The organism is Stenotrophomonas sp. STEN031 (assembly GCF_056759975.1).
Map to the genome: position 1 here is coordinate 48,877 of NZ_JBRREA010000011.1, position 17,630 is coordinate 66,506.

Here is a 17,630-nt window from a genome sequence, read left to right on the forward strand (position 1 = left end):
ATCGCATCGGCTGCGATGCTTTCCGTGGTGATTTCACGATTGCCTGCTGGGCCCAGTCCGTAGGCATTCCTCCGTGTAGCGCGCCTCCCGCCAGGATGTGCTCCTGGCGGGACGCGCCGGCAAACCTCGCTGTGATCCGGCAACTCGATGACAGTGCTACCAACGAATCGCTGGCGGTACCGGCGAATCGTGCGAAGGGAACAGGGGAAGCACGTACTCCGACAGCTCCTGCAGGACGTCCTGTGCCGGACGCTGACTGAACTGGATTCCAAGGGCCGCATGGTTGACGCCTGCACGCTGCCATTCACCTAGCAGATCGATCAAGCCGTTACGGCCCGTCCGCAAGGTGTAGCCGCCATCGATCGCCGTTCTGGGATGATTGGGGTCTTCCACCAGATCGATCCACTCGTTGGTGACGTGCGGGCGGAAGCCGCCATCGCCGATCAAACCTCGCCACGCGCGTATCTTCTCGGCCAGGCGCTTGGGGCCAGCGGCGTGGTGGGTGGCATCCGGATAGGTCAACCAACCATCGGCATGTTCGGCAACCCATTGCAGCGACTGCCGCGAGGTCCCGGTCACCAGCAGGGGCACCGCACCGGCAACCGGCTTGGGTAACAGCTCAACGCCTTGCGCGTTGCCCAGCGGCGAGTTGATGCTCAACATGCCCGGCTGCATCAACTCGCGGACGTAGCTGACGGTCTCTGCAAAGCGCTCGGCACGCTGTGCGTGCTCGATGCCATACGCCGGAAACTCCACCGGTCTGTCGCCAGAAGCGATACCCATGACCAGGCGCCCAGCAGACAGCTGGTCAATTGTGGTTGCCGACTTGGCCAGGTCAATGGGATGCCGCAGCGAGAAAATGGCGCTGCCAGTGGCCAGGGCAATGTGCTCGGTGTGAGCCGCAAGGAATGCCAGGTAGGTAAATGGGTCGAAGACCTGCCCGGCATCACCGAACAAGGGATCGAACAAGGGAACGTCGCGTACCCAGACTGCAGCAAATCCAGCGCGATCCAGTTGAGCAACCATCTCCGACTGCCCGGCCAACACCCGCATGTCGCCACGATAGAAGCGCAATGGCAGGAAGATTCCAAGGCTCAGTGCGTCTTGGCGGAACATCCGCTGGTAGCCACGGTGCTGCGCAAACGCGGGAGCAGATGCTCCCTTGAGCGCTGTCTGCATATCGATGCTGTTGTTCAATGCGCTCACTTTCTGGTTCTCGATCATGGGCCGGTCGCCGGTTCGGGGACAAGTACGCCGCGCTGTACGGCGGGTCGTCCGGCGACACGGGCGTGCCAATCGCTCAAGTTCGGATAGGCGCTGAAGTCCAGGTCGATGACACGGGCGATATGCGTCCAGCCAAAACCGGCGATGTCGGCGATGGAGTATTCGTCTCCGGCCAGCCAAGGCCGGTCAGCCAGACGCTGATCCAGGGTCGCGAAGAACTCGTTGCTCAGGCGCCGGTAGCGCTCAATCGCGACCGGGAGTGCTTCGTCGGCAAACATCTCGAAGTGAACACGCTGGCCAAGGATCGGGCCAACGCTGGCGGCATGGAACATCAGCCAAGTGATCGCTTCCCATCGTGCCGTCGGTTGCTGTGGAAGGAGGCGGCCGCTCTTTTCAGCCAGGTACAACAGGATGGCAGCCGACTCGAAGACAGTGATGCCAGCAGATTCGTCCACAAGCACGGGAATGCGCGCGTGAGGATGCAGCTTCAGAAACTCCGGCCGCCGGTGCTCGCCTTCGGCGATGCGCACGTGATGCAGCTGATAGGGTAGTTCGAGCTCTTCCAGCGCAATGCTTATCTTGAAGCCGTTTGGTGAGCTGTCGGTATACAGATGAAGTGTTGGGCTGGGCATGAAGTAGTCATTTTTGGGATGCGGTTCACCGAAGCCACCTGGAGACCCGGTGCGCAGCTGGCGAAAGTGAGGAGCAGGTGTTGGGCCTGCGGGTTGCTGCAGGCCGCCATGAGAGGTCGCATGGTTGTGAGCTCGATTGCCCTGCTCACCCCTGCAATTGGCGGACGCGGTTGTTGCGCTTGATCTGAAACCGGAGCGTTTTAACTTGCGCTGCGCGTTTTCTCGCCAGTGCAATTTCAGTGCGCGCTGCTAGGTTTTGATGGTTTGCTGGGGTGGCGCAAGCTGATCGCCTGCTGTTGGAAGCTTTGGTCCTGCCGACGGGGAATGCTTGCAGTCTATGGGGCGTCGTCAGCTCTGGAAAACGATCTTATCTGCTCGACAACATCAGATTTTCTAATGTTTGTTCGTACCGGCCTCGACGCGATGGCGGGAAAAGGGATGCGCTATCCTCACGCCTCTCAGTGGGTTTAGTGTTGGATTTACTAGCGGAATGCACATGGTGATCAGTCCTTGTCATTCAGGCCGCAGATCGCCGGCTGCCGTGCATTGATTAATTCAGCTTTTCTCGTTTGATGAAATGATCCATGCTGGCCCGACTTGATGGGCACAAGCGCAGCAGAGACCCATCACTTCCAAGCGTGAAAGATCGGGAAATTGAACCAATGGGTGCTGTCCTACCGTTGTTGGCGTTGCGTGCATTCGTGGAGACCGGTCGTCACGGCAGCCTCAAGGCAGCTGCCGAGGTAATGGGGGTTACGCCGGGTGCCGTGAGCCAGCAGCTGAAACTGTTGAGTGCGCGTACCGGCGTCACGTTGTTTGCCCGCAATCGGCATGGCGTCGCGCTCAGTCCAGCAGGCGCGCAGGTGTATCCAGCCTTGCTTCGCGCCTTCGATACCATCCAGGACAGCATGGCTGTTCTGGAGGCGATCAACGGACGGCAGACACTGACGATCAGCACGGTTCCCGGTTTTGCTGCGTCCTGGTTGGTGCCTCGGCTGGGCCGCTTCACCGAAAAGCATCCGGACATCGAGGTGCGTGTTGAAGCTTCATCGGCCTTGGTTGATCTGCGCCGTGACCGCATCGATATAGCGATTCGTCACGGCTTGGGTGAGTACCCGGGCCTGGTCTCGCGTCACCTTGCTTCGCCGGTGCTCCTGCCGGTAGCGAGCCCTGGTTTGCTGGCCAAGGGCAAAGCGATCCGAAAGCCAATCGATTGCCTCAAGTACCCACTTCTGCAGGACTCCGATCGCAGCGATTGGCGACTTTGGTACAAGGCACTGGGTGTGGCGGACGATCCCCGTATCGAACGAGGCGTCGCGTTCGATGATGATGTGTTGTTGATCCGCGCCGCCGAAGCGGGGCAGGGGATTGCTCTGGTACGTGACGTGTACGTGCAGTCGGAAGTGGCCAGCGGCCGATTGGTGGTCGCCTTGGATCAGCCATGGCCCACCGAGTTTGCCTACTACGCCGTGACTCTTCCAGGGGCGGATGGCAAGCCCGCCATTGCCTCATTCCTCGGCTGGCTGCAGGGCGAGGCCAAAGGCGAGAATGCTCTGCCTTGACCACAAAGGATAGGATCCTTGCCAAAGCTGTCGGTGGACATGCTCATCGAGCATCTCAGCGTTGTTTTTTTCCAGAGACACACGGGTTGCCGGCGACCCACCATCGCCATGGCAGGTCCACGGCTTTGGATATGCCAACGCGCGGTCCTTGGCCGGGAACGAGGGGCGGCGGCGTTCCATCGGAGACAATCCGGATGCCGCGATCACCGCTTACCAGGTCAGCGCCGTCATGCGCACGGTTCAATCCAAATGCCTGGGACAACTTGCCGGGGCCGTTGGCCAGGTCGATGGTGCGTTTAGCAGCTGGCCTGAGCGCTTGCATCAGATCCAAACCCTGCAACGGCTGTGCCGCCCTGAGCAGCACGCCTACGCCTTCATCGGGCTCTCCGCAGACCGCATTGCTGCCCCAATGCATGCCATAGGTGAAGTAGACATAGAGATGACCTGCTGGGCCGAACATGGTGGCGTTGCGCGCGGTTTTGCCACGGAACGAATGCGCGGCGGGGTCCTCGCCACCTGCATAGGCCTCCACTTCGACGATGCGTGCACAGCGGCCATCGTCGTGAACCAGCAATTTGTTGAGTAGCTCCGGCGCGACCACAATGGGATGTCTGCGATAGAAATCGCGTGGGAGCACCATCGAGTTTACAGGCGAGGTCTTCATGTGCCGATCCTAGCCGTAGCCCGCGGTGACGTGCCAGTAAGGTTGCTTGGCGGATCGCACCGCTCGCCTGTGGCACGCCGATGGTTCTGCCCCGGCCAGTCGGGCACAACCATCGTTTCAATCAGTGTCCGCGCGCTCACCAATCGGTAGGCGCATAGTCCTTCAGGAACTGCCCCCAGACGTGTTCGCCGGTGTTGAAGCCGTGAATGATCGGGTCGACGATGCGGGCGGCGCCGTCAACGATGTCCAACGGCGGGTGGAAGCGCTCTTCCTGCACCTTGCGGGCGGCCAGGCCTGCCGGATCCTCGTCGGTGACCCAGCCGGTATCCACGCTGTTCATGTGGATGCCGTCGTTCTGGTAATCGGCCGCCGAGGTGCGCGTCATCATGTTCAACGCGGCCTTGGCCATGTTGGTATGCGGATGGCGGGTGGTTTTGAAGTTGCGGTAGAACTGGCCTTCCATCGCCGACACGTTGACGATGTGCTTGTCGCGCTCTGGCGTGGCCAGCATCAGCGGCTTCAGGCGTGCGTTGATGATGAACGGTGCAATGGCATTGACCAGCTGGGTTTCCAACAGCTCCACCGACGGCACCTCGGCCATGCGCAGGCGCCAGGAATTGCTGTCGCGCAGGTCCACCTGCTGCAGGTCCTGGTCCAGGCGGCCATCGGGGAATAGATGGCGCTGGCTCAATAGTTCGTCAGCCAGCAGCGGCACCTGCGATAACTCGGCAGCACGGGTCAAACCGTCAGTACCGACAGCTTGCGGCGATGGCAGTGCGGCTGCCGCGACGGGGAGCAGGTCGGCGCTGCGCAGGCCTTCGTAATTGCCGATCAGCTTGCGGATGGTTTCCGGCAGGCTCTGCACGGCAGCGGTTTCGCCGGCCATCATGTGCGCATAGAACTGCGGCGGACGACGCACGGTCTGGCAAGCGTTGTTGATGATGAAGTCCAAGCGCGTGCGCGTGGCCAACAGCTCGCTGCAGAAGGCTTCGACGCTGGGCGTGTGGCGCAGGTCCAGCCCGTACACCTGCAGGCGGTGGCCCCACACGGCGAAGTCGGGTTCTTCGGCATAGCGGGCGGCCGAGTCGCGCGGGAAGCGCGTGGTCACGATCAGCTCGGCGCCGGCACGCAGCAGCTTCAGGCCGGCCTGGTAGCCGATCTTGACGCGGCCACCGGTCAGCAACGCCACGCGCCCACGCAGATCGGCGGTCTCGGTGCGCTTGATGTAATTCAGATCGGCGCAGGCCGGGCACATCTGGTCGTAGAAGTGATGCAGCTGGGTGAACTTCTGCTTGCACACGTAGCAGTGGCGCAGCTCGGGCGAATGCACCGGCTCTTCCGCTAGCGCGGCACCTTCACCATTGCTGGCATCGTGCAACCCGGCTGCATGCGGTGGGAAGTAGTTCGGGGTGCTGAAGACCGGCTTGCGGCGCAGGGCGCGGATGCCGGTCTGTTCAAGCAGCGCCTCGGACTTGCGCACCTTTTCCTGGTGGCGCTCACGGGCCTGCTTCTTGAGCATCTGCCGGCGTGCCTTGGGTTCGGGGTGGAAGATCCTGGCAACGACCTGGTGCAGGCGTACACGGTCGGCTTCAGGCAGCGCATCGAGTACGCCGCGATCCGCGTCGATGGTCTCCAGCAGATCCAGCGCGTCGCGCAGACGATCCGCCAAGGGCAGGGCAGGGTCAACAGGGGTATCGATGGCGTTCAAATGACGATCCGGGAAGAGCGGCGGCAAGCCGTGAATGGACAGCAGAGCGATGACCGCCTCGATGCGGGTCCATGCTGTAGCGGGCCGGGAGCGTCCGGCCGGCGGCAATTGTCCCAGATATCAGGGGGTTGGCGCCAATGTCGGGTTGATGGATGGGCGGCAGCGCCTGCCCAGCCGCCTTCCAGGGCTGGGCGCACCGCAGCTGATGCAGCTTGAACGGTGCCAAGGACCGGTCTCGCCGACCTGGGCCATCAGCGCCATGCACCACCTCAGCTAGCTTGGGCAGTGGTTTCCCAGGAGATGAAGGCCCAACGCCTGGTGGGTGCCAATCCAAGCCGATTCAGGGGCGAATGCCCGTGCCACTCCGCGATCCTGCTGCGCTCGTTCATCTGCAGCTCGCCGAACAACTGTTCCGCCTGGCGGACCAGATCGTCGGCAGTCTGTGTCTGGTCCAGTGCCGACACCGGCAGATAGTCGAGCCGGGGCTCCCGTCCCATGTCCCAAAGCAGCTCCATCACATAGCGATGGTCCGGCATGGGAATCCATTGCCGACCCAGCAGCGCCGCAAGCTCCAGGACGCCAGTACGCGGCTGCGTGGTACAGCTCACGTAGACGCGCTGCGCTGCGTGCGCGTCGAGTTTCATCAGCGCCCGTTCCAGCTCAGGGACCATCAGTGAACGCGAGGCGATGGCGACATCGCAGACGGGCAGCTTGCTCCAGTCGTCCTCCCATGACAGATGGTGTGGCTCGATGTTGTCGACCTGTTGGGCGCGGATGGCGGCATGCAGGCCATCAAGCATGCCCTGGCTGTAGTCCAGGGCATGGACCTGTTGCACCTGCGCGGCGATTGGCAAACTGAGCAGGCCGGGCCCGCAACCAACATCCAGCACGCTGTTCACGCCACTCAGGTCGAGCCGCGCCAGGAATGCCTCGCTGTAGTCGTCGTGCCGACGCTTCCAACTGGACTGCGCCGCACGCGCATCCCACGCGCTGGCGGGCTTGGCCTGGAAGCCGCAAGCCAGCAGGTGCTGGCGGTAGCGGGCCATGTGATCGATGGGGGCTGGAAGTGTGGTCATCAGGGCAGTGGCTGCAGGTCAGGAAGGGCAATGGTTATGCGCGAGGCATCGACGTTGTAGAGCTGGGCCAACCGTTCGGGTGTGGCGACCTCGCGGGCGGGACCGAGCGCGTGCAGGCTTCCGTTGGCCATCAAGGCAATGCGGTCTGCCACCTGCAGCGCATGCTGCGGTTGGTGTGTGGACAGCAACACGCCGATGCCGCGATCGGCGAGGCTCCGCACGGTGTCGAGAATGCGCAGCTGGTTGCCGAAATCGAGGCTGGCGGTAGGTTCATCCATGATCAGGATCTGTGCACGCTGCGCGAGTGCGCGCGCTATCAACACCAGTTGGCGTTCACCGCCACTGAGGGTGCTGACCACGCGTTGCGCCAATGCGGCGATGCCGAGCTGATCCAGGCAATCAAGGGCAATTGTTTCGTCCGCACGCGTGGGCGTGGCCAACAAACCAAGATGGGCCGCGCGGCCCATGGCAACGACTTCCAGCACCCGCCAGGCAAAGGCGAACGGCGCCGACTGTGGAACGTACGCCAGCTGCCGGGCGCGTTGGTTGCGGCCGAGCAGATGCAGCGGCTGCCCCTGCAACGCAATCTCGCCAGAAATGGCGGGGAGCAGGCCAAGCAGCGTGCGGAACAGCGTGGTCTTGCCGCAGCCATTGGGACCCAGCAGGCACAGTACTTCGCCCGCATGAAGGTGCAGGTCCGAAGGCTCGCCCAAGGGCTGCTGGCGATGGCCTACCGTCAGCCCGCGTGCCTGCAGGAGAACGTCGCCCATGCTCATGCCCGGCTCTCGCTGCGTGCCAGCACTAGCAGGAAGCACGGAACACCGACGAACGCAGTGAGAATACCGAGCGGCAGTTCTATCGGAGCCAAGGTCCGCGCCAGTGTGTCGGCGGCGAGCAGGAAGCTGGCACCCAGCAGCAGGCTGGCCGGCAACAGCCGACGGAAATCGGCGCCTACCAGCAAGCGCGCGATGTGTGGCACCACCAGCCCGACCCAGCCGATGATGCCGGCCAGTGACACAGCAGCCGCTGTGCACAGTGTCGCTGCGGCAATCAGCGTCCAGCGTAGCGGTGTGACCGCCACTCCCAATGCGCTGGCTTCCTCATCACCGAGGCTGAGCAGGTTGATGCGCCAGCGCAGCAACAGCAGCGGCAACAACCCGACCAGCAGCAGCGGTGCGGTGACGCGCAGATCATCAAGCACAACGGCATTCAATCCGCCGAGCAGCCAGAACGTGATTGAAGGAAGCTGGGTGTAAGGGTCTGCAAGCAGCTTCAATAGCGAAATGCCGGCGCCCAACAGTGCCGACACCGCAACGCCGGCCAGCACCAGCACCAGTATCGGTTCATGCCGACGCACCAGCGCTGCCACCAGACAGACCAGACCGACCGCAGTCAACCCGCCGGCGAAGGCGAAGCCCTGCACCAGCAACAATGGCAGACCGAGGAACAATGCCAGCGACGCACCGAGCCCGGCACCCGCGGAGACACCAAGAATGTCGGGCGAGACCAGAGGATTGCGGAACATCGCCTGATACGCCGCCCCGGCAGCGGACAGCACCGCACCAATCAGCACGGCCGCGATCACGCGCGGCAGGCGGATGTTCCATAGCGCCGCATGCACAGCGGGCGGACTTGGCTCGCCAATGCCAAACAGCTGCCAGCCTATCGCCTGCACCACGCGTGTCGGCGATACAGGGAACTGGCCAACCGAGAATGCCAGCAGGATCATTGCCGCCAGCAGCACCCAGCCACCGGCATGCCACGCCCAGCGCGGCATGGGGCGCACCGTCATTGGCGCCCATCCAGGTTGCGCGCGACGTCCGCTGGCAGTGGCTGACCCCAAAGCAGTTGATGCAGCGCGTTGATGCGCGTGCGCAGCGCTGCCGGCGCAAGCGCCGGCGATGCACCGGGATGCAGCCGCGACAGCAACCACGGCAAGCCGGGTAGGCGATTGACGCCGGGCGGGCCGTCCAGCCAACCGAACGGTAGTGATGGTGCGCAGTGCAAGCGCCCTTCGCGCACCGCACGCAGGCTGCGCCAACGTGCGTCCTGTGCCGCGCTTGCGGCAAATGCGGCGTCCTGGGTAAGGATCACGTCCGGGTCCCAGGCCAGCAGTTGCTCCAGCGAGACACGTGCAAGCCCCCCTTTGCCAGCCGCGGCAGCAACATTGCGGCCACCGCAGAACTCGATGACCTCGGTGTTGATCGAACCGGACACGCCACTTTCCAGCCCATCGCTGCCGCGCCCGTAGTAGACAGTCGGACGCGAGGCCGCAGGGCGGGTGGCAAGCACCTCGCGCACCAACGCCAGCTGTGCTTCCGCTGCCTGCGCCAGCGCGTCGCCACGCGCGGTCACACCAAGCAGCTTGCCGACATGGCGCAGCTGAGCGGGATGATCGGGCAAGCGTCCTGCAACCAGCTCGACCGGAATTCCGGTCTGCTGCCACACCCGCTCGGCGGAGTCACGGTAGCTCGCGTCGAAATCACCGGCATCCAGCACCAGATCCGGCTGCAGCTCAAGCAGGCGTTCCAGGCTGACGGTGCTGCCGCGTCCAGCAAGCCGGCCAACCATAGGCAGGCCGCGGAGTGCAGTGGGCAGCAGCGCCAACGCGCTTGGTGAAACCCGCATGGGCCAGCCCAGCAATCGCAGCGGTGCGATCGCCGCAACCAGCACCGCTGCTGGGGCGCCCGCAGCAAACACGCGCTGCGGCGGGCCTTTGGGTTCGCCGAGGCGCAGCACGCGTTGTGCGGGCATTGCCAATAGTCGGCTTCCTGCAAACAGCAGCGGAGCCAGCGCGAAGGCCTGCAACAGGGCGCGACGTTTCATGTCGCCTCCTGATCTTGCTGGCGGCAGCCATCCCACCAGTGCTGCAGGGCCGCGTCGGTGGCGGGAAGCTCAACCGCCATGCCACCGGTGAACGCGCGCCAGGCTTCCAGATAGGGAAGCTTCACTGCGGTGAGCAGCGGGATGCCGGCCAGCATCAGCGCCAACAGTTCGTCGGCCATGCCGCCGCCTTGCGACTCGAGCGTGCCGAACCGATTGGCAATCGCCAGCGCCGCCGGTTCCTGCGCGGCACGACGTAGTACGACACTGGCATCGGCAATGCCGCGCGGATCGAGATTGCAGCCACAGGCAGCAGCGCCCAGCGCCTGGCTGATGGGGTAGCGGGACTGCGGATCGGTTACGTCCATCAGCACCATGCGCTTGCCCGTGGCTGTTGGCGCATGAGGCAGGTGCACCAGCCCGCGGACGCGGTGGCCGGCTGCGAGCTGGCGGGCAGCGAAAGCCGCCAGCAGCCCATCGGGCTCACCGTTGCCGTCGTGCACGATGGCGGCGATGCGTGCGGGCTGCGCGTTGCTCATGCTCAGTACCTCCAGTTGGCATTGGCAAACCAGGTGCGGCCGGGCATGGGGTAGCCATCGGCCAACTCGTACCATTTGTCGCCGATATTGCGCACGCCCAGATCGAAGCCGACGTTGCCGCGCGGTGACCAGCTCGCCTTCAGTCCACCGATGCCGAAGCCAGGCAGGGCACGCACCGGACGAGTTGTATCGGCATAGCTGACCTTGCGACCTTGTTCGGCTTCCAGACTGGCCTGCAGACGCAACTGCGGCAGCAGCTGCCAGCCAACGGCCATGAACAAGCGCTGGCGTGGGCTGTCGAGCAGGGCCACATCCCGGTTCTCCAGGTTGGTGCGCCGCAACCAGGTGTAGCTTGCCTGCAGGTCCCAGTCGTCGCCTATGCGCTGCTGCAAGCCCAGCTCCATACCGACGTTGCGGGCACGGCCAATGTTCTGTGCCTGATTGCAGGTGCGACCGCCGCACTCAGGCGAGGCAACGACGGCGGTCTGGATCAGGTCATCAATGCGGCTGTGGAACACCGCTGCCTGCAGTTGGCTGCCTTGCCACCAGCTACCGCGCAGGCCGAGTTCGAGATGGGTGGCATGCTCGGGGGCGAGGTCAGGGTTGGGCAGTGCGGCCCCCATGCGTGCCGAGTAGCGATCCTTGATGGTGGGGAAGCGCGTGCGACGTGCGGCGCTGGCATACCACTGCTGCTCCGGTGCCAATTGCTGCACGTACTCCAGAACGGCATTGGTGGCATCGGCACTGCCGGTCGGCCAGTAGTAGACACGCTTGGCCTCGCGACGGTCATGGCCGAGGCCTGCGCGCAGGTGCGCGGTGTCAGTCAGTGCGATACGGTCTTCGATTGCCACCGAGGTGGTGACATCGCGGAAGTCCTTGGTCGGCGAGTGCGGGTTGCGCTCGCTGTGCTGGTCTTCCTTGTAATGCAATGCAAGCTGCAGCTGCTGGCGGGGCAGGGCGTTGCTGGCCAAGGTCAGCGAGCCGCCGATTGTCTTGTCGTCGTAGATGCTGGGGAAACTGGTGTTGTCCAGCGCGGTTTGATAGCTGCCGTCGGTGTAGGCCTCCAGTCCGTTGCCGTAAGTGTCGCGGTAGAGGCGGGTGCGCAAGGTCGTGTGCTGACCGAGCTGGGTATTGCCGATGAAGTACAGGCTGTCCTTGTCCCACCATGGCCAGCGCCAGTAACGGATGCCGCTGCTTGCGGTTCCCGTGTACACCGGGTTGCCCTTCTCGCCATCCTGGCGCGCGTAGCCGATGGCATATTCATCGCCCTCACGCGGCGTGTAGCCGAGCTTGAATGACAGCCGGCGATCTTCGCGGTCGGCATTGCGGCGGTCATCACCGGTGTCGGTAGGTACGCGCTTGTAATCGACGAACCCGCCCGGGAGTGGGAACTCATCCGCCTTCAGGATTGACCAGCCGAGCTGGTAGTACCAATCACCTTGGCGACCGCCGAGGTTTATCGCCGCCTTGCGCTCGCCGCCATCGGCGACGCCCAGGCGCAAGTCAGCCTCGAATGGACGCTCCGGCCGCCGGCTGATCAGGTTGATCGCACCGCCGAGGATGTTGGGCCCATAGAGCAGTGATGCGGCGCCACTGGCAACATCGATCCGGGCCAGGTCGAAGGTGGTGAAACGACCGAAGTCGACATAGCCGTCATAGGGCACGTACAGCGGGACGCCGTCGAGGAACACCGGCACCTGGCGGGGATCGAAGCCGCGCAGGTAGACCATGTCCTCGTTGCGTGAATTGCGTGCCAGGCTGACGCCCGGCAGTACGCTGACTGCCTCTCCGACTGTGTTGCGGTCCAGCTGCTGGATGCGGTCCGCGTCCAGGTTGCGTTCGGCGACAGTGGGAGAAGTGCCGCGCTCGGCACGGACATCGACACTGCCCAAGGTGAAAGCCGGCGGGGCTGCGGTGTCAGCGGCTGCGGCCGACAGGGGGAGTAGAAGGGCTGACAGCGGCAGAACGAAACGGCAGGTGCGCATACTCGCAATCCTCGGATTCGCTATATCCAAGATGATATAACGGTGCAGTTAGGTCAACTTGGTGACCAATGCAGGGATTCTCGGGGGAGAGCGCCAGGGCGTCCTTGATCGATATCAAGCCGGGTGGAGATGGCGTGCGGCTTACACTGGCCACAGTTATCGCAGGCGGGTACCAGACCAGATGAGCGAGACAGACCCCATGCTTGAGCTACAAGGCAGTCTGTGGCTGAACGTTGCCGGGCAAAGCCTGGGCGGCCGTGGCCGCTTTGCCTTGCTTGGATTCATCGACGCCTGCGGTTCAATCAGCCAGGCCGCCAAGCGGATGGGCATGACCTACAAGAACGCCTGGGACGCCGTGGACGCCATGAACACAGCAGCCGGCGAACCATTGGTAGCACGCAGCGTCGGCGGGCGTGGCGGCGGCGGTGCCCAGTTGACCGAGCGGGGGCGCCAACTGGTTGCGCGCTTCGAGCAGCTTGAACGTGCACACCGCGCCTTCCTGCAATCCCAGCAGATTCCCGCAGGATTGGATGAGGACATGGCTTTGATACGGAGGATCGGAATGATCACGAGTGCGCGCAATCAGTTCCACGGCCGGATCAGCGCCGTGGCCGCCGGCGCCGTGAACGATGAAGTGCAGATCGAAGTCGCACCTGGGCTCACGGTCGTGGCGACCATCACCCACGGCAGCATGGCATCGTTGGGGCTGGAGGTTGGCATGCCAGCCTATGCGCTGGTCAAGGCATCTTCGGTGCTACTGGCGCAGGGCCAAGGCGCGCGGTGTTCGGCAAGCAATCAATTCAACGGCACGGTCGCGCGCATTACCGAAGGTGCCGTGAACGACGAAGTTGTGGTGGATATCGGCCACGGCTGCAGTGTTGTCGCGGTCATCACCCGGACCGGGACAGCCGCACTGGAGCTGAAGGAGGGTGGCCCGGCGGTGGTGCTGTTCAACGCATCCAGCGTCATCATTGGTGTGTCGATGTGATACCCCGGGAAAGCACAGGTCTGGCCCCCGTTGCGCTGGAACAGACGCGTGAACCTGCCGGCAATGACGGGTTGTCATGCGAGCGTCCGCGGTGACCACCCGGCTGACGCGTTCTGGCCTTTGATAGCGCACGGATCTGCGCGCTGCGATGGCCTGTGGCTTTGCGGTACGCTGTCAGGATTGGACGGGTGCCGAGACGGCGGGGCTGCATGAGAAGGAAATCGGTACTGCTTGCCGCCGGCGTCCTGGCGGTTGCGGCGGGTGTTCTGCCACTGATCGGAATGTCCTGGGTGCAGCGCGAGCAGGCGCTGAGGACACAGCAACAGCACCTGGACGATGTCGCTGCATCCACCGCAAAGCGCACCGAGCGCACGCTGGATGATGCCAAGCGCGCGCTCGTACGCGCAGGCAGCATTGATCGTACCGACTGCTCGCTCGCGCACCTGAAGATGATGGGTCAGGTGGTTGCCGACGCGCGCAGCATCGAGGACCTGGGCTATTTCGAGGACGGAAAACTGGTATGCACGCGGCTTGGCGTGATCTCGCCGCCGGTGCCGGCCGGTGATGCGGACCTGGATCTTGGCGACGGCAGCACGCTGTCGTATGCCGAGTCGCCCAGGCTGTTCAGGGGCGAGCCCCGGGTGGAGGTCCGGCGCGGCGATTACGGGGTGCTGATTACCCCGGGCCGGCTTACCGACCTGGTGATCAGTACGCAGGTGGTGTACGGCGTTGCCAGTCGTGATGGGCGGGTCCTTGAAGCCTCTGGCACCGTCCAACCACAGGTGATCCAGATGCTTCTTGCGGGCAACCAGCCGGGCATCGGCGATCAATATGCATTTTCCTCCCGACCGGCGGCTGGCCTCGTCGCCTTTGCGCTGACTGACACCGCGCTGACCGGGGCCTCGGCAGGCTTGGATTGGCGGTACCTGCTACCCATCGGCGCGGCCATCTCGCTGATACTGATCGGCCTCATCATCTGGGTATCGAGGCAGCAGCTGTCGCCGGCGAAGACGCTGGAATTGGCGATCAGGAACAGGGAATTCGCGGTTCATTACCAGCCGATCATCAACCTTGCAAATGGGCTGTGCATCGGCGCCGAAGCGCTGGTCAGGTGGCAGCGACCAGGTACGCCGATGGCATTTCCTGACCAGTTCATTCCGCTGGCGGAGGCCACCGGTCTCATCTCACCGCTGACCGATCTGGTGATCGACGTCGGCGTTGCTGAGATGAGCCAGTATCTACGCGGACATGCAGATGCCCATCTCTCAATCAACATACCCGCCAATGAAATGGAGAGCGGGCGGTTCCTGCAAGGTTTGAATGCAGCGGTGGCGAGGGAAGGTGTCCGGTCGGCGCAGATATGGCTGGAGATTACCGAACGCGGCTTCATCAACGCCGCAGCGGCTGCAGCGGTAATCGGCAATGCGCGCTCTCTCGGCTACCGGGTCACCATCGATGACTTCGGCACCGGTTATTCAAGCCTATCCCTGCTGGAGGGCCTCTCGCTGGACACACTCAAGATCGATAAGTCCTTTACCCGCGTTATCGGCGCTGATGCTGCGCAGAGCATCGTGGTGGACCATATCATCAACATGGCGCATGCCCTGAAGCTGACGATCATCGCCGAAGGAATCGAGACGCCGGCGCAGGAAGCCTATCTGAAGCATTCCGATGTGCAGTTCGGGCAGGGCTGGCTCTATGCGAAGGCGCTTCCCATACATCAGTTCCTGGCCTTCGCGGCAGGGAAGGGTGTTCCGGCTGGAGAGAATTGAAGCAGCGTTATGAAGCCACACCGCTTCAACCACCACGCGCCACGAAGGCGGGAACGCCGCTACGCCCTGCTGATGTGCACCGGCACTGATTTGTAGGACGGCGTGCCACTGGCAGGGTCGATGTAGCTCAGTGGGATAAGGCAGTTTCCTTCCGGGTAATACGTCGCTACGGACCCACGGGAAATCTGGTAGCTCACCGCAATGACGTTCTCCAGGATCCTTTCGCCCTCGTTCTCAAGTGCCGTCGTTATGCGGATGCGGTCGCCCTGTTGGATCCCGCGTTCGCTCATGTCCGCTTCGTTCATGAACACGACATCGCGGCGACCGAAGACGCCACGGTAGCGATCATCCAAACTGTAGATCGTGGTGTTGTACTGGTCGTGGCTGCGGATGGTTGCCAGCTTCAGCACGGCGGTGTCGACAGGCCTGGGGTCTTCGGCCAGACCCGAGAAGCGGAGGAACTCGGCCTTGCCCGATGCAGTGCGCCAGATGCGTTCGGTAGGCGGCAACGGCAGGCGGAAGCCACCGGGAATCCGGATCCTGGCGTTGTAGTCGGAGAAATCGGGGAACACCGCTTCGATGGCTTCGCGTATCAGGTCGTAGTCAGCCACCATTTCCATCCACTGCACGCGACTCGATGGCAGGGTTGCGCGGGCGATGCCTGCAACGATTGCCGGCTCTGAACGCAGCTGCTCAGAGGCTGGTCTCAGTTTGCCCCGCGATGCATGCACCATCGACATCGAGTCTTCCACGGTGACCGCCTGCGGCCCGGTGGCTTGAATGTCCAGCTCGGTTCGGCCGAGGCAGGGCAGGATGAAGGTGTTCCTGCCGACCAGCAGGTGGCTTCGATTGAGCTTGGTGGCTATGTGGACCGACATTTCGAGTTGGCGCATCCCTGCGAAACAGGCATCGCCATCAGGTAGTGCCACGGCAAGATTTCCCCCGAGGCAGATCAACACCCGCGAGCGGCCCTCAATGATGGCCTGCATCGCAGCGACAGCGTCGTGGCCATGGTCGCTGGGCGCGCGGAAGCCGAAACGCTTCTCGATCCTTTCGAGGAGTTCGGTACTCGGCTTCTCGGTGATGCCGACGCTGCGATCGCCCTGGACGTTGGAGTGTCCGCGTAGTGGGCAGATGCCTGCACCCGGCTTTCCGAAGTTGCCACGCAGGAGCAGCAGGTTGGCAATCTGCTGGACATTCCTGGTGCCCGTGCTGTGCTGGGTGATGCCCATGCCGTAGGTGACGATGGTCGCGTTGGATCTGGCATAGGCCTGGGCGACCTTGCGCAGATCGCCCTCAGGCAAGCCTGATTCGGACACGATTGCTTCCCAGCTCGCCGCCTGCAGGTCCCTGACGAAGGCGTCGAATCCCCGGGTGTGTTCTTCAATGAACGCGCGATCCAGGATGTCGGCATCCTCGCCCTCGGCCGCCTCCATCTCCAGCAGGGCCTTCATGATGCCTTTCAGTGCTGCGGCATCGCCACCTATGCGTGGCTGCAGATAGGAAGAGGCGATCTCCGTTGCGCCGAGTGTTGCCATCTCCAGCGGATCCTGCGGATCGGCGAAGCGCTCCAGGGCGCGCTCGCGCAGCGGATTAAGCACGATGATGGGAGCGCCGCGGCGTGCGACCTCGTGCAGCGTTCCCATCATGCGGGGGTGATTGGTGCCGGGATTGTGGCCGATGGAGATGATCAGCTCGCAGGCATCAAAGTCATCCAGCGAGACCGTGCCCTTGCCGATGCCTATCGACGAAGGCAGGCCCACGCTGGTGGCTTCGTGGCACATGTTGGAGCAGTCAGGGAAGTTGTTCGTTCCATACTCACGAGCGAAGATCTGGTACAGGAATGCGGCCTCGTTGGAGGCGCGCCCGGAGGTGTAGAACTCAACCATGTTCGGGTCCGGCTGTTCACGCAGAATCTGCCCGATCCGGCTCAGCGCCTCGTCCCATTCCACGGCCTCGTAGATGTCCTTCTCCGGGTTGTAAGCCAGCGGATGGGTCAGGCGCCCCTGGTCCTCCAGCTGGTAGTCCGTCATTTCCAGAAGCGAGGAAACGGTGTTGGAGGCAAAGAACTCCGGCGTAACGCGTTTCTTGGTCGCCTCCCAGGTCACGGCTTTCGCGCCGTTCTCGCAGAACTGGAAGGTAGAGGTGTGCTTGCGGTCAGGCCACGCGCAGCCAGGGCAATCGAAGCCCTCCGGCTTGTTGGTACGGAACAGGGTGATCGCAGCTTCGGGGGCCGCCATCTGTTCGCTGATCGCTTTGGCCGTTGCCCTGAGCGCCCCCCAGCCACCTGCCGGAGCATCGTAGTTGCGAATGCCGGGGATGTCCTTCTCGGTCATGGTGCTACCTCACTCTGATATGGGTACATCAAGGAAGGGGAGGGCAAGCCTGAAGCCGGGTCTCAACAACGCGGGACAGCCTTTGTCGTACGCGATGGGGCTGCGGAAAGTCTGCTCGTCGCAGGCACGACACAAGGCCGGCAGACGAACCGATGATCCTGCCCAGGCCCAAACTCCGGTACCGAACCTGCATTCCATGTAACAGAGAGCTTCCAGACAGGCCACAACACTGACCGTGTGAATGTTGTTTTCGTGTGATTTCCACAAGCGGATTCCCTGTCGTTGTTTCGCCCGGGCGTCGCGGGTGGCAGATCCGGCCCA

14 protein-coding genes are annotated in these 17,630 nt (G+C 63.3%); 3 read left to right on the top strand and 11 right to left on the bottom strand.

Going from position 1 to position 17,630, the window contains the following annotated elements; all coding sequences use genetic code 11:
- Nucleotides 1–156 precede the first annotated feature (156 nt).
- Both ACVOLQ_RS07400 and ACVOLQ_RS07405 read right to left on the bottom strand, forming a co-directional pair.
- A complete protein-coding gene (locus ACVOLQ_RS07400) occupies nt 157–1,224 on the bottom strand; it encodes an LLM class oxidoreductase (protein WP_481527545.1) in 1,068 nt (355 codons plus the stop codon).
- A complete protein-coding gene (locus tag ACVOLQ_RS07405) occupies nt 1,221–2,090 on the bottom strand; it encodes a glutathione S-transferase family protein (RefSeq protein WP_481527546.1) in 870 nt (289 codons plus the stop codon). The genes ACVOLQ_RS07400 and ACVOLQ_RS07405 overlap by 4 nt, the downstream gene beginning before the upstream one ends.
- 350 nt (nt 2,091–2,440) lie before the next feature.
- Between ACVOLQ_RS07405 and ACVOLQ_RS07410 the strand changes: the two genes are divergently transcribed.
- On the top strand, nt 2,441–3,418 hold the full coding sequence (locus tag ACVOLQ_RS07410) for a LysR substrate-binding domain-containing protein (RefSeq protein WP_481527547.1): 978 nt from the start codon (nt 2,441–2,443) through the stop codon (nt 3,416–3,418).
- Between the two features lie 55 nt (nt 3,419–3,473).
- Here ACVOLQ_RS07410 and ACVOLQ_RS07415 read toward each other — a convergent pair whose 3' ends face one another.
- The 8 genes from ACVOLQ_RS07415 to ACVOLQ_RS07450 all read right to left on the bottom strand — a co-directional run bounded on the left by ACVOLQ_RS07415 (nt 3,474) and on the right by ACVOLQ_RS07450 (nt 12,213).
- Nucleotides 3,474–4,082: a DNA-3-methyladenine glycosylase gene (locus ACVOLQ_RS07415; RefSeq protein ID WP_481527548.1), complete on the bottom strand. Its 609-nt coding sequence runs from the start codon at nt 4,080–4,082 to the stop codon at nt 3,474–3,476.
- A gap of 136 nt (nt 4,083–4,218) precedes the next feature.
- Nucleotides 4,219–5,790, bottom strand: a complete 1,572-nt coding sequence (locus ACVOLQ_RS07420; RefSeq protein ID WP_481527549.1) for an SDR family NAD(P)-dependent oxidoreductase — start codon at nt 5,788–5,790, stop codon at nt 4,219–4,221.
- Nucleotides 5,791–6,059: 269 nt separating this feature from the next.
- Nucleotides 6,060–6,866 (bottom strand): class I SAM-dependent methyltransferase, encoded by an 807-nt coding sequence (locus tag ACVOLQ_RS07425; protein WP_481527550.1) that lies wholly within the window; start codon nt 6,864–6,866, stop codon nt 6,060–6,062.
- The gene (locus ACVOLQ_RS07430; RefSeq protein WP_481527551.1) at nt 6,866–7,636 is read right to left on the bottom strand and encodes an ABC transporter ATP-binding protein; all 771 of its coding nucleotides are present in this window, start codon (nt 7,634–7,636) and stop codon (nt 6,866–6,868) included. The genes ACVOLQ_RS07425 and ACVOLQ_RS07430 overlap by 1 nt, the downstream gene beginning before the upstream one ends.
- 2 nt (nt 7,637–7,638) lie before the next feature.
- Nucleotides 7,639–8,658, bottom strand: coding sequence for a FecCD family ABC transporter permease (locus tag ACVOLQ_RS07435; RefSeq protein WP_481527552.1), 1,020 nt, complete (start codon nt 8,656–8,658; stop codon nt 7,639–7,641).
- Nucleotides 8,655–9,692 carry an ABC transporter substrate-binding protein gene (locus ACVOLQ_RS07440; protein ID WP_481527553.1) on the bottom strand — a complete coding sequence of 346 codons (1,038 nt, stop codon included), beginning with the start codon at nt 9,690–9,692 and terminating at the stop codon, nt 8,655–8,657. Before ACVOLQ_RS07440 ends, ACVOLQ_RS07435 begins: the two co-directional genes overlap by 4 nt.
- Nucleotides 9,689–10,228 carry a DUF2478 domain-containing protein gene (locus ACVOLQ_RS07445; RefSeq protein ID WP_481527554.1) on the bottom strand — a complete coding sequence of 180 codons (540 nt, stop codon included), beginning with the start codon at nt 10,226–10,228 and terminating at the stop codon, nt 9,689–9,691. Before ACVOLQ_RS07445 ends, ACVOLQ_RS07440 begins: the two co-directional genes overlap by 4 nt.
- Before the next feature lie 2 nt (nt 10,229–10,230).
- Nucleotides 10,231–12,213, bottom strand: a complete 1,983-nt coding sequence (locus ACVOLQ_RS07450; protein WP_481527555.1) for a TonB-dependent receptor plug domain-containing protein — start codon at nt 12,211–12,213, stop codon at nt 10,231–10,233.
- A 199-nt stretch (nt 12,214–12,412) separates the two neighbouring features.
- On the opposite strand from ACVOLQ_RS07450, the gene ACVOLQ_RS07455 reads away from it, so the two are divergent.
- Nucleotides 12,413–13,201, top strand: coding sequence for a TOBE domain-containing protein (locus tag ACVOLQ_RS07455; RefSeq protein WP_481527556.1), 789 nt, complete (start codon nt 12,413–12,415; stop codon nt 13,199–13,201).
- A 209-nt stretch (nt 13,202–13,410) separates the two neighbouring features.
- Entirely contained in the window at nt 13,411–14,973 is a 1,563-nt protein-coding gene (locus ACVOLQ_RS07460; protein WP_481527557.1) for an EAL domain-containing protein, read from the top strand.
- Nucleotides 14,974–15,032: 59 nt separating this feature from the next.
- Here ACVOLQ_RS07460 and ACVOLQ_RS07465 read toward each other — a convergent pair whose 3' ends face one another.
- Entirely contained in the window at nt 15,033–17,309 is a 2,277-nt protein-coding gene (locus tag ACVOLQ_RS07465; RefSeq protein ID WP_481527558.1) for an FdhF/YdeP family oxidoreductase, read from the bottom strand.
- Nucleotides 17,310–17,630: the final 321 nt, after the last annotated feature.

Excerpts from the sequence above, each read along its gene's own strand:
- ACVOLQ_RS07400 (WP_481527545.1), bottom strand. The coding sequence starts at position 1,224 with ATGATCGAGAACCAGAAAGTGAGCGCATTGAACAACAGCATCGATATG.
- ACVOLQ_RS07410 (WP_481527547.1), top strand. The coding sequence starts at position 2,441 with ATGCTGGCCCGACTTGATGGGCACAAGCGCAGCAGAGACCCATCACTT.
- ACVOLQ_RS07415 (WP_481527548.1), bottom strand. The coding sequence starts at position 4,082 with ATGAAGACCTCGCCTGTAAACTCGATGGTGCTCCCACGCGATTTCTAT.
- ACVOLQ_RS07425 (WP_481527550.1), bottom strand. The coding sequence starts at position 6,866 with ATGACCACACTTCCAGCCCCCATCGATCACATGGCCCGCTACCGCCAG.
- ACVOLQ_RS07430 (WP_481527551.1), bottom strand. The coding sequence starts at position 7,636 with ATGGGCGACGTTCTCCTGCAGGCACGCGGGCTGACGGTAGGCCATCGC.
- ACVOLQ_RS07435 (WP_481527552.1), bottom strand. The coding sequence starts at position 8,658 with ATGACGGTGCGCCCCATGCCGCGCTGGGCGTGGCATGCCGGTGGCTGG.
- ACVOLQ_RS07440 (WP_481527553.1), bottom strand. The coding sequence starts at position 9,692 with ATGAAACGTCGCGCCCTGTTGCAGGCCTTCGCGCTGGCTCCGCTGCTG.
- ACVOLQ_RS07445 (WP_481527554.1), bottom strand. The coding sequence starts at position 10,228 with ATGAGCAACGCGCAGCCCGCACGCATCGCCGCCATCGTGCACGACGGC.
- ACVOLQ_RS07450 (WP_481527555.1), bottom strand. The coding sequence starts at position 12,213 with ATGCGCACCTGCCGTTTCGTTCTGCCGCTGTCAGCCCTTCTACTCCCC.
- ACVOLQ_RS07455 (WP_481527556.1), top strand. The coding sequence starts at position 12,413 with ATGCTTGAGCTACAAGGCAGTCTGTGGCTGAACGTTGCCGGGCAAAGC.
- ACVOLQ_RS07460 (WP_481527557.1), top strand. The coding sequence starts at position 13,411 with ATGAGAAGGAAATCGGTACTGCTTGCCGCCGGCGTCCTGGCGGTTGCG.
- ACVOLQ_RS07465 (WP_481527558.1), bottom strand. The coding sequence starts at position 17,309 with ATGACCGAGAAGGACATCCCCGGCATTCGCAACTACGATGCTCCGGCA.